Raw genomic sequence first — 11583 nt, 5'->3', positions numbered from 1 at the left:
GAGCCTGCTCGCGAATGCGCTGGTTCAGTGAAAAACAAGTCGACTGACACTGCGCTTTCGCGAGCAGGCTCGCTCCCACAGGGAAATGTAATCGCTCATGCTTGAGGGATTAGAGCTGCAAAATCAGCGTCTTCAACGGTGGCTGCTGGTCCCGCGAGGGGAAGTCCGCACCCGGGGTCATCACGCTCCATTCGCGCACCGGGCGGCCGGCCTTTTCGGCGCAGCGCAGCACTTGTTCGCGCCAGTCGTCCATGCTGACTTTCGCCAGGTTGTTGCAGCAGATCAGTACGCCATTGTCGGCGGTGGCCAGCAGCGCGGGTTTGAGCAGGCTCTGATAATCGCGCAGCAGATCGACGGTGCCGAACGCACTTTTGGCCCACGCCGGCGGGTCGAGCAGGACCAGATCGTATTGGCGCTGTTCGAGGCGCTGATAGCTCGGCAGCTTCTGCCCGCGCCGCTGGCTGATCGGCAGGCCGGCGAGCTGGCGGATCGCCGGAAAGTAATCGGACTGAATGAATTGCATCTCCGGCAGTTGCGGGTTGAGCAATCCATTCTCGCGACCGACCGCCAGATTGCCTTCGGCAAAGTCCAGGTTGCACACCTCGCGCGCACCGCCTGCCGCAGCACTGAGACCAACGCCACAGGTGTAAGCGAACAGGTTGAGCACGCTTTTGCCTTGCGCATGATCCTTGACCCAGCCACGGGTGTTGCGCAGGTCGAGGAACAGCAGCGGATCCTGCCCGGCATGACGCCCGCGCACGCGGTAGTTCAGGCCCCATTCATGACCGACCAGATCCGCCAGTGCGGCGTCATCGGCTTTATAGACGCTGTCCTCGCGATCAATCCGCGAGTTGCCACGGGAGCGGTCGTTGTAGACCAGCAGGCTGTCGAAGCCCAGGGTCTGGTTGACCATGGCGTGCAGTTGCAGCAGGTCGTCACGTTCGAGCGTCTGGTGAAAACTCTGCACCAGCAGTTGCGGGCCGTAGCGGTCGATGGTCAGGCCGCCGGCACCTTCCTGGCTGCCATGGAACAGCCGATAGCAATCGGTGCCCTGGCTGTGCAGCGCAGCGAGCAGGTCCTGGCGTTGATCGAGGGCGGCGCGCAGCGCCTGATTCAAGGAAGACATGCGGGCGCCTTGCTGAAAAAACGCGAAGCTTAGCAGTCGGGGAGCTACAAGCGGCAAGTTTCTAGCTGCAAGCTAAAAGCGAAAAGCTGCGCGGACCGCTTTAGCTTGCAGCTTGTAGCTAGAAACTTGCAGCTCTCAAGTATTGAGCCGTTTATCAACGAGGTCCTGCACCACACTTGGATCAGCCAGAGTCGAAGTATCGCCAAGGCTGTCGAGCTCATTGCAGGCAATCTTGCGCAGAATCCGCCGCATGATCTTGCCCGAACGGGTCTTGGGCAATGCCGGCGCCCACTGGATCAGGTCCGGTTTGGCGAAGCTGCCGATCTCCTTGCTGACATGCGCCAGCAGGTCTTTCTTCAGCTCTTCGTTGGCCTCGGTGCCGTTCATTGGCGTGACGAACGCGTAGATGCCCTGGCCTTTGACGTCGTGGGGATAACCGACCACGGCGGCCTCGGCGATGCTGTCATGCAGCACCAGGGCGCTTTCCACTTCGGCGGTGCCGATGCGGTGGCCGGAAACGTTGATCACGTCGTCGATGCGTCCGGTGATCCAGTAATCGCCGTCCTCGTCACGGCGGGCGCCGTCGCCGGTGAAGTAATAGCCGGGGTAGGGCTTGAAGTAGGTGTCGATCATCCGCTGCGGATCGCCGTAGACGCTGCGAATCTGCGCCGGCCAGCTGGATTTGATCGCCAGCACGCCGCTGCCGGCGCCTTTGATTTCCTTGCCGGCTTCGTCAAGCAATACCGGTTGCACGCCGAACATCGGTTGCGTCGCGCACCCCGGTTTGATCCGTTGCGCGCTGACCAGCGGGCTGAGCATGATGCCGCCGGTTTCGGTCTGCCACCAGGTGTCGACGATCGGGCAGCGCTGTTCACCGACGGCATTGAAATACCATTCCCACGCTTCCGGGTTGATCGGCTCACCGACGCTGCCGAGCAATCTGAGGCTGGCGCGCGAAGTTTCCTTCAATGGTCCGGCGCCTTCGCGCATCAGCGCGCGCAGGGCGGTGGGTGCGGTGTAGAAAATGTTGACCTTGTGCTTGTCGATGACCTGCCAGAAGCGCGAACTGCTCGGGTAGCTCGGCACGCCTTCGAACATCAGTGTGGTCGCACCGTTGGCCAGCGGCCCGTAGACGATGTAACTGTGGCCGGTAACCCAGCCGACGTCTGCGGTGCACCAGAACACTTCGCCGTCGCGGTAGTCGAGCACGTACTTGAAGGTCATCGCCGCTTGCAGCAGATAGCCGCCGGTAGTGTGCAGCACGCCTTTGGGTTTGCCGGTGCTGCCGGAGGTGTAGAGGATGAACAGCGGATCTTCGGCGTCCATCGGTTCCGGCGGGCAGTCGTCGCTGACCTCGCGCACCGCCTGGTGGTACCACAGGTCACGGCCCTCGACCCAGTCGACCTGGCCCTGAGTGCGCTCTACCACCACCACGGTGCTGACGTTCGGGCAACTTTGCAGGGCTTTGTCGACGTTGTTTTTCAGCGGCACGAAGCGGCCGCCGCGCACGCCTTCATCGGCGGTGATCACGGTACGGCAGTCGGCGTCGAGAATTCGATCACGCAGGGAATCCGGGGAAAATCCGCCGAACACCACCGAATGAATCGCGCCGATTCGCGCGCAGGCGAGCATGGCGTAGGCGGCTTCGGGGATCATCGGCATGTAGATGCACACCCGGTCGCCTTTCTTTACGCCACGGCTTTTCAGCACGTTGGCCAAACGGCAGACGTGGTGATGGAGTTTGTTGTAAGTGATCTGCGCCGATTCGGCTGGGTCGTCGCCTTCCCAGAGCAGGGCGGTCTGTTCGCCGCGTTGCTTGAGGTGACGGTCGATGCAGTTGTAGCTGACGTTGAGCTTGCCGCCGGCAAACCAGGCGGCTTCTCCGGTTTTCAGGTCATAGCGCTGAACGGTCTGCCACGGCGTGCTCCAGTCGAGGAAACGCGTGGCCTGCTCGGCCCAGAAGGCGCTGGGGTGTTCAATCGATTCGCGGTACAGGCGCCGATACTCGTCCTGGCTCAACTGAGCGGCCTGGCGCACGGCATCGGCTTTGGGGAACGTGCTGATATCGAACATGACGGTTCCTTATTCTTGTGGTGCGACACGAATAAAGATGCGCCGAGCGCTGCACAGGTTCAAGTCATGTGCCAAAACAACTGTGGGAGCGAGCCTGCTCGCGAAGGCGGAATGTCAGTCAACGAAGGTGTTGAATGAAGAACCGCTTTCGCGAGAAGGCTCGCTCCCACACGAGAACAGCGTTGTGCCCGAAGGCTGTTATCAGCCGCGATGGCGCCCGCGGAAGTAGTTGATCAGGCCTTGAGTCGAGGCATCGTCAGCCACGGTCTCGTCGCTGCCGACCAGGCGGTTGTAGACGCCTTTGCCCAATTCCTTGCCCAGTTCTACGCCCCACTGGTCGAAGGCGTTGATGCCCCAGACCACGCTTTGCACGAACACTTTGTGCTCATACATCGCAACCAGCGCGCCGAGGCGACGCGGGCTGATGCGTTCGACCACCAGGGTGTTGCTCGGACGATTGCCCGGGATCACCTTGTGCGGCGCCAGTTTGCGCACGTCGTCTTCGCCCATGCCTTTGTCGCGCAGTTCGGCTTCAGCTTCCGGCAGGGTCTTGCCGAGCATCAGCGCCTGGCTCTGCGACAGGCAGTTGGCGTACAGCCACTGGTGATGGTCGGAAACCGGGTTGAAGCTGACGATCGGCACGATGAAGTCGGCCGGGATCAATTGGGTGCCCTGGTGCAGCAACTGGTGATAAGCGTGCTGACCGTTGCAGCCGACGCCGCCCCAGATCACCGGGCCGGTATCGGTCGACACCGAGGTGCCGTCCTGACGCACGCTCTTGCCGTTGGACTCCATGTCCAGCTGTTGCAAGTGCTTGGTGATGTTGCGCAGGTAGTGGTCGTACGGCAGGATCGCGTGGCTTTGCGCACCCCAGAAGTTGCCATACCAGACGCCGAGCAGGGCCAGCAGCACCGGCATGTTCTGTTCGAACGGCGCGGTCTGGAAATGCTGGTCCATGGTGTAGGCACCGGACAGCAGTTCCTTGAAGTTGGACATGCCGATGGCCAGCGCAATCGGCAAACCGATCGCCGACCACAGGGAGTAGCGCCCGCCGACCCAGTCCCACATCGGGAAGATGTTTTCTTCGCGGATACCGAAAGCCACAGCGGCGGCGTTGTTGCTCGACACAGCGATGAAGTGGCGATACAGCTCGGCTTCCGAACCGCCCTGCGCCAGGTACCAGGCGCGTGCGGCCTGCGCGTTTTTCAACGTTTCGAGAGTGTTGAACGACTTCGACGAAACGATGAACAGCGTGGTCTCGGCGCGCAGTTTCTGCGTCAGCTCGTGGAATTCGCTGCCGTCGATGTTTGCCAGATAGTGGCAACGTACGCCTTTCTGCGCGTAGGACAGCAGCGCTTCGGAGACCAGCTCAGGACCGAGGAACGAACCACCGATACCGATATTGACCACGTCAGTGATCGGCTTCTCGGTGTAGCCACGCCACAAGCCATCGTGAATGCGGCCGACCAGATCGGTGATCTGGTTCAGCACCTTGTGCACTTCCGGCATCACGTTGACGCCGTTGACTGACAACTTGTCGCCGACCGGGCGGCGCAGGGCGGTGTGCAGTGCCGGGCGGCCTTCGGAGGCGTTGACGATTTCGCCGTCGAACAACGCTTTGATCGCGCCCTTCAGATCGACTTCATTGGCCAGGCCCACGAGCAGGTTGCGGGTCTCGGCGTTGATCAAATTCTTCGAATAGTCGAGAAACAGACCGCAGCTACTGAGGGTGAACTGATTGAAACGCTGCGGATCGGCGTTGAAGGCTTCGCGCATGCTGAAATCCTGCATGGCTTGGCGGTGATCTTTCAACGCTTGCCAGGCGGGCAGAGCGGTAACGTCGTGAGGAGTGCGGTAGTACGCCATCGCTGCGGTTTTCCTTTTTACTTGAACGGCCTTTTGAACACGGTACAGATCAACCACGGGTTTTTAGCGCATGGGATCAACTGCGTCGACACGAGATCTGGACACAGGGCGAATACAGTAAACCTCGCGCTGCGTTCTGTCTTGACTTTGTCTGACCAGATCCCTGTACTTTTTTAACATCCGCAAAGGAATCTGGCCGACAAACGGAGGTGCCCGGAAGACTTTCGCCCAACCGGCATGCACCGGAAACACATGTGGGAGCGAGCCTGCTCGCGAAGGCGTGGTGTCAGGCAACTTATAAGTCGCTGATACACCGCCTTCGCGAGCAGGCTCGCTCCCACAGGGAAATTCGTTGCTTGCTTAAATCGGGCTATCGAGATTCAGGTGCAGGTTGTCGATCAACCGCGTGGTGCCGAGGAACGCCGCCGCGAGAATCACCAGATCGCGATCCTCCGCCGTCGCCGGACGCAAGGTCAGGCCATGACGGATTTCCAGATAATCCGGACGCAGCCCCGCTGATTCCAGCACCTGCAACTGCGCAGCGATCAGCGCCGGGTAATCACGCTCACCTTGCTTGATCGCTTCGGCGATAGTGCTCAGCACGCGGTAGACCACCGGCGCCACGGCGCGCTGATCTTCATTGAGGAAGCCGTTGCGCGACGACAGCGCCAGGCCGTCCGCCGCACGTACGGTCGGCTCGCCGATGATCTGGATCGGCATGTTCAGGTCATGCACCAGTGCGCGGATCACCGCCAGTTGCTGGTAATCCTTCTGGCCGAAGATCGCCAGGTCCGGTTGGACCATGTTGAACAGCTTGCTGACCACCGTCGCCACACCTTCGAAGTGCCCCGGACGGCTGGCACCACACAGGCCTTCGGACAATTGCGGCACGCTGACCCGGGTTTGGCCGGCCATGCCGTCCGGGTACATCTCTTCAACCGTCGGCGCGAACAACAGGTCGCAACCGGCTTCGAGGAGCTTTTCCTGATCGGCGGCGAGAGTGCGCGGGTATTTGTCGAGGTCTTCGCCGGCGCCGAATTGCAGCGGGTTGACGAAAATACTCGCGACGACGAAATCCACTCGCTGGGTAGCTTTGGTGATCAATGCGACGTGGCCGCTGTGCAGGTTGCCCATGGTCGGCACGAAGCCGATGCGCTTGCCTTCACTGCGCGCGCGGGCGACGGCGGCACGCAGTTCGCGTACGGTTTTGACGGTGTTCATGCAGAGAATCCGTGTTCGATGCCGGGAAACGTGGTGGCTTTGACTTCACTGACGTAAGCCTTCAGCGCGGCCTGGATGCTGTCCTGACCTTGCATGAAGTTCTTGACGAATTTGGGTACGCGGCCGCTGATCGACAGGCCGAGCATGTCGTGTAATACCAGTACCTGGCCGTCGGTGGCGTTGCCGGCACCGATACCGATCACCGGAATGCCCACGGCCTGGCTGATTTCTGCCGCCAGTTCGCTCGGCACGCACTCGAGCAAGAGCATGGCCGCACCGGCCTGCTCCAGCGCGATCGCATCGGCACGCATCTGCCGCGCCTGGTTCTCATTGCGGCCCTGCACTTTATAGCCACCGAGAATGTTCACTGCTTGCGGCGTCAGGCCCATGTGCGCGCACACCGGCACACCGCGCTCGGCGAGCAGGCGGATCGACTCCGCCAGCCACAGCTGACCTTCAACCTTGACCATGTGCGCGCCGGCCTGCATCAGCATGGCGCTGTTGTTCATGGTCTGTTCGAGGGTGGCGTTGGCCATGAACGGCAGGTCGGCGAGGATCAGGGCATCGCCATTGCCACGCTTGACGCTGGCGACGTGATAGGCCATTTCCGCCGTGGTCACTGGCAGGGTGCTGTCGTGCCCCTGCAGGACCATGCCCAGGGAGTCGCCGACCAGCAGCACTTCGACACCGGCCTCGTTGCAGGCGTGGGCGAAGGTCGCGTCATAGCAGGTCAGCATGGTGATTTTTTCACCTTTCTGCTTGAGGCTCTGGAGCGTGGTCAGGGTGATGGCTGGCATGTAAAAAATCCTCGTTCAGGCGCTCTGGAAACTGCTGCGAGTCACGCGCGTGATTCTTCATCTACTCAGGCGCACGGTCTTGTGTCGTGCTTTGAAAGGCCTGGATTGCGCCCGTTCATGCCGGGTTGGCGGCAGCGGGACGCCTATAGTCGTGATGAGCCAACAGGAAGTCAATTGCGTGTGTTACCGCCTTGTTACGCGGGCGGTGTTACCGGCGTTACTGATGCGATTCAGCGGCTTGGCGGGCCTGATTGGGGGGATTTTTGTCTGACAAAAACTGGAGATTGGCAGGTGACCTGTGGCGAGGGGATTTATCCCCGTTGGGTCGCGGAGCGGCCCCATGTTTGTATACGGCTTGGTCAGATTTGGGCCTGCTTCGCAGTCCAGCGGGGATAAATCCCCTCGCCACATAACCACATTTCACAGAAGATTTTTGTCAGGGCTGGGAGATGCGTTCGAGGCCGACGAACGGGCAGGCGGCCAGCAGGTCTGTCAGCGTGCGGCCATCGGCGAGACGCAGATCCTGCGGTGCCAGTTCAGCGAGGGGATAGAGAACGAACGCCCGCTCCTGAATCTGGTAATGCGGGACTTTCAGCCGTGGCTCGTCGATCAGGCGATCGCCGAACAGCAGAATATCCAGATCCAGGGTGCGTGGCCCCCAGCGTTCCAGACGTTCGCGGCCCTGAGCGTTTTCGATCGCCTGCAAGGCGTCGAGCAACTCGATCGGTGCGAGCGAGCTGTCGAGGGCGGCGACAGCGTTGGTGTAGCGCGGCTGGCCCGGCAACAGTGAATCGCTTTGATAAAAGGCTGAAACGCCGGCAAGACTCGTCTGCGGCAATTGCCCCAGCGCCGCGATGGCGCTGCGCAACTGGTCGGCCGGGTCAGCGAGGTTGCTGCCCAGACCAATGTAGATGCGTTCCATCGCTTACTCGCCCGTCGCGCTCGAAGCGCCGGCGCGCTTGCGCTTGGAACCGCCGCTGCGGCGACGTTTGCGCGGTGCGCCGCTGGCATCGTCACCCTTGCCGCTGAGGTCGCGGATCATGTCGCGACGCTCGCTGTCGTTGGCGTCCTGATAATCGGTCCACCATTCGCCGAGGCCATCGGTCTCCTCGCCGGCGCTTTCGCGCAGCAGGAGGAAATCGTAACCGGCGCGGAAACGCGGGTTGTCCAGCAACAGATCGGCGCGTTTGCCACTGCGCCGTGGCAGGCGTTCCTGCATGTCCCAGATTTCGCGGATCGGCATGGTGAAGCGCTTCGGAATCGCGATGCGCTGGCACTGTTCGGCGATCAGCTCGTGAGCGGCTTCCTGCATCGCCGGAATCGGCGGCATGCCACGTTCCTGCAAACGCAACACGCGGGCCGGCAGTGCCGGCCAGAGCAGGGCGGCAAACAGGAACGCCGGGGTCACCGGTTTGTTCTGCTTGATGCGCAGGTCGGTGTTGGTCAGTGCTTCGCTGATCAAGGTATGGGTGTATTCCGGATTGTATTCCAGCGCTTCGGCACTGGCCGGGAACAGCGGGGCGAACAGTTGCAGATCAACCAGCATTTCAAAGGTGATCGCGCCGTGCCCGGAGAGGAACAGCTTGAGCACTTCTTCGAACAGCCGCGCCGACGGAATCTCGCGCAGCATCGGCGCCAGCTCACGGATCGGCTGAACGGTGTGCTTCTCGATGCCGAAGTTGAGCTTGGCGGCGAAACGCACGGCCCGCAGCATGCGCACCGGGTCTTCCTGGTAACGCTGCTTCGGGTCGCCGATCAGGCGGATCAGGTGATTGCGAATGTCGTGCACGCCATTGGCGTAATCGAGAATGCGCTCGCTGACCGGATCGTAATACAGAGCATTGATGGTGAAGTCGCGGCGTTGCGCGTCTTCTTCCAGGGTGCCGTAGACGTTGTCGCGCAGAATCCGCCCGCTCTCGTTGCGCGAAGACTGGTTGCTGTCTTCCTCGTCTTCGTTGATCGGGTGATTGGCGCGGAAGGTCGCGACTTCAATGATTTCGCGACCGAAATGGATGTGCACCAGTTTGAACCGGCGACCGATGATCCGCGCATTGCGGAATTCGGCACGGACCTGCTCGGGGGTGGCGCTGGTGGCGACGTCGAAATCCTTGGGCGTGATGCCCAACAGCATGTCACGCACGCAACCACCGACCAGATAAGCCTGGTAACCGGCACCTTGCAGGCGTTCGACGATATTCACCGCATAGCGGCTGAACTGCGTTTTCTGCAGCGAATGTTGGCCGCTGTTGAGCACTTCAGGGGTGCTGCGGATGTGTTGCGTACGACGCACGGGAGTTCGGAATGACTGGAACAGCTTCTTCAGCATGGGATGCACTGTTTGAAGGAATGTTCGGCCATACCAAAAGAATGACCGCATGATGGGCGCAGATTCTAGCATTTAGTCGGGGGATGGTGTAGGACGCAGCAGATATGAGCTGCAAGCCGCAAGCTGCAAGGGTCGAACGAGGGAAACAGGGGGATTTCAGCGGGGAGAGAAACTACAAGGGGAGCCGAAGCTCCCCAAGAAGTAGTTGCGTGCTCTTTTTATTATTGATTCGGGCTTCTTGTTTTTGTTGAGTGCCCTCGCCACGAAGCGTTTCCTTCGTGACCCTCCCAATCGGGAGCCAAGAGCAAACGGATTGCTTTGGTCGCTGAATTGCAGTGATCTGTCGATCCAACCAGTACAGGCTCTGTCTTAGGACAGTTTTTGTTGTTCTCGGCCTGGTCGTGGGGCAAGCCCCAAATACAACGCCTCTCCAAAAGAATCAGTTAGCTGCGCCTCTCGCCGTCTTGTTTTTATTGTGCGTGAGTCGATTCGTCTTATTTTTATTGTCTTGTGCATTGCTTGTTATTGTTCTTGTACCAAACATATAGCAGGGTGCGTGCCAACTTTTGCCAAGCCCAGTAAAACAAGGGGTTAGGTCGATATAACCGTTTTGCAGGGGCGAAAAAAAGCCGGGGTTTCGTTACCGATAACCCCGGCTTCTGTTACGTGAATCGACTGCGGTAACAGTTTTTTCACATTGTCATGCGTTACCCGCGCACGCGGTGGGTAACGCTCAGCTTTCGCTGGCGACCCCGGTCTTGCGTCGTGGAATGCCCAGACGCTGGCGGCGTTCCCACAGGCATTTGCGGCTGACGCCCAGTTTGCGTGCCAGTTCGGTCTCGGTCATGTGGTCCTGATGCTCGAGGACGAAGTGCTGGAAATAGTCTTCCAGCGACAGATCCTCGGTCGGCTCATGGCTGCTGTTGCTGGCGTTACCGCCGGTTTGCGGCGGCAGACCGATGAACTCATCGTCCTCCAGATCGCTCAGCTCGATGTCGATGCCCAGCAGGTCGGCCGAAATCTCCGGGCTTTCGCTGAGAATCACCGCGCGCTCGACAGCGTTCTCCAGCTCACGGACGTTACCCGGCCAGGAATAGTGCCGGATCGCCTGTTCGGCATCGGCGGCGAATTTCAGGTCGGTGCGGTTGATCCGCGCGCTCTGGCGAGCGAGGAAGGCATTGGCGATTTCGTTGACGTCGGCGCCACGCTCACGCAGCGGCGGCAGCTTCAGGGCAATCACGTGCAGACGGTAATAAAGGTCTTCACGGAACTGGCCGATTTTCGCCAGGCTCTTCAGATCGCGGTGCGTTGCAGCGATCAGGCGCACATCGACTTTCTGCGACTGCACCGAACCTACGCGGCGGATCTCGCCCTCCTGCAGAACCCGCAGCAGGCGAGCCTGGGCTTCGAGGGGCAGTTCGCCGATCTCATCGAGGAACAGGGTGCCGCCGTCCGCCGCTTCGACCAGACCGGCGCGACCGGCGCTGGCCCCGGTGAACGCGCCTTTCTCGTGGCCGAACAGTTCGGACTCGATGAGGCTTTCCGGAATCGCCGCGCAGTTCACCGAAATCATCGGCGCCTTGGCGCGTTTCGACAGATTGTGCAGGGCGCGGGCCACCAGTTCTTTACCGGTGCCGGACTCACCCTGAATCAATACATTGGAATCGGTTGGCGCGACTTTGCGGATCTTGCTGTACAGGTCCTGCATCGGCGGGCAGGAGCCGATGATGCCGATTTCGCCATTGCTGTTATCCACTGCGGCTTTGCCATTGCCGGCGGCAGGCTTGCTCGCCGTGGTTTCGCCGGCAGCTGGCGCCGACTGACGATCACGCAGGATCCGCGCAACCGCCTGGAGCATTTCATCGTGGTCGAACGGCTTGGCGATGTAATCGACCGCGCCCATTTTCATCGAGTCGACCGCCGAGCGCAGGCTGGCGTAACTGGTCATGATCAGCACCGGTGTGCCCTGGCCGAGCTTGATCAGCTCGGTGCCCGGAGCGCCCGGCAGGCGCAGGTCGCTGACGATCAGATCGAACGTAGGAATGGTGAAGCGTTCTTGTGCTTCCTGCACTGATCCGGCTTCGCTGACCTGGTACTGGTTGCGTTCCAGCAGGCGGCGCAAGGCGGAGCGGATAATGGTTTCGTCTTCGACGATCAAAATGTGCGGCATTGAT

The 11583-nt window shown here is 60.7% G+C and carries 8 protein-coding genes; all 8 read right to left on the bottom strand.

The features are described 5' to 3' along the window. Positions 1-109 precede the first annotated feature (109 nt). On the bottom strand, positions 110-1126 hold the full coding sequence (locus ACZ9BE_RS20120) for a class I SAM-dependent rRNA methyltransferase (RefSeq protein ID WP_353188480.1): 1017 nt from the start codon (positions 1124-1126) through the stop codon (positions 110-112). Positions 1127-1261: 135 nt separating this feature from the next. Beyond that, the gene (gene acs, locus ACZ9BE_RS20115) at positions 1262-3199 is read right to left on the bottom strand and encodes an acetate--CoA ligase (protein ID WP_041477824.1); all 1938 of its coding nucleotides are present in this window, start codon (positions 3197-3199) and stop codon (positions 1262-1264) included. A gap of 201 nt (positions 3200-3400) precedes the next feature. Next, positions 3401-5065 (bottom strand): glucose-6-phosphate isomerase, encoded by a 1665-nt coding sequence (gene pgi / locus ACZ9BE_RS20110; protein WP_016773160.1) that lies wholly within the window; start codon positions 5063-5065, stop codon positions 3401-3403. A 360-nt stretch (positions 5066-5425) separates the two neighbouring features. Further along, complete coding sequence (gene panC, locus ACZ9BE_RS20105) at positions 5426-6286, bottom strand: pantoate--beta-alanine ligase (RefSeq protein ID WP_460161314.1); 861 nt, start codon at positions 6284-6286, stop codon at positions 5426-5428. Then, entirely contained in the window at positions 6283-7083 is an 801-nt protein-coding gene (panB, locus tag ACZ9BE_RS20100) for a 3-methyl-2-oxobutanoate hydroxymethyltransferase (protein WP_150638516.1), read from the bottom strand. Before panB ends, panC begins: the two co-directional genes overlap by 4 nt. Positions 7084-7519: 436 nt before the next feature. Further along, on the bottom strand, positions 7520-8005 hold the full coding sequence (gene folK, locus ACZ9BE_RS20095) for a 2-amino-4-hydroxy-6-hydroxymethyldihydropteridine diphosphokinase (RefSeq protein ID WP_310220213.1): 486 nt from the start codon (positions 8003-8005) through the stop codon (positions 7520-7522). Between the two features lie 3 nt (positions 8006-8008). Further along, positions 8009-9409 (bottom strand): polynucleotide adenylyltransferase PcnB, encoded by a 1401-nt coding sequence (locus tag ACZ9BE_RS20090; protein ID WP_056790418.1) that lies wholly within the window; start codon positions 9407-9409, stop codon positions 8009-8011. A 733-nt stretch (positions 9410-10142) separates the two neighbouring features. Continuing rightward, complete coding sequence (locus ACZ9BE_RS20085) at positions 10143-11579, bottom strand: sigma-54-dependent transcriptional regulator (RefSeq protein ID WP_041477828.1); 1437 nt, start codon at positions 11577-11579, stop codon at positions 10143-10145. Positions 11580-11583 lie beyond the last annotated feature (4 nt).

It is taken from the genome of Pseudomonas sp. TE9122, from assembly GCF_056278925.1.
This window is presented reverse-complemented; position numbering and strand designations above follow the sequence as displayed.

Excerpts from the sequence above, each read along its gene's own strand:
- ACZ9BE_RS20120 (WP_353188480.1), bottom strand. The coding sequence starts at position 1,126 with ATGTCTTCCTTGAATCAGGCGCTGCGCGCCGCCCTCGATCAACGCCAG.
- acs (WP_041477824.1), bottom strand. The coding sequence starts at position 3,199 with ATGTTCGATATCAGCACGTTCCCCAAAGCCGATGCCGTGCGCCAGGCC.
- pgi (WP_016773160.1), bottom strand. The coding sequence starts at position 5,065 with ATGGCGTACTACCGCACTCCTCACGACGTTACCGCTCTGCCCGCCTGG.
- panC (WP_460161314.1), bottom strand. The coding sequence starts at position 6,286 with ATGAACACCGTCAAAACCGTACGCGAACTGCGTGCCGCCGTCGCCCGC.
- panB (WP_150638516.1), bottom strand. The coding sequence starts at position 7,083 with ATGCCAGCCATCACCCTGACCACGCTCCAGAGCCTCAAGCAGAAAGGT.
- folK (WP_310220213.1), bottom strand. The coding sequence starts at position 8,005 with ATGGAACGCATCTACATTGGTCTGGGCAGCAACCTCGCTGACCCGGCC.
- ACZ9BE_RS20090 (WP_056790418.1), bottom strand. The coding sequence starts at position 9,409 with ATGCTGAAGAAGCTGTTCCAGTCATTCCGAACTCCCGTGCGTCGTACG.
- ACZ9BE_RS20085 (WP_041477828.1), bottom strand. The coding sequence starts at position 11,579 with ATGCCGCACATTTTGATCGTCGAAGACGAAACCATTATCCGCTCCGCC.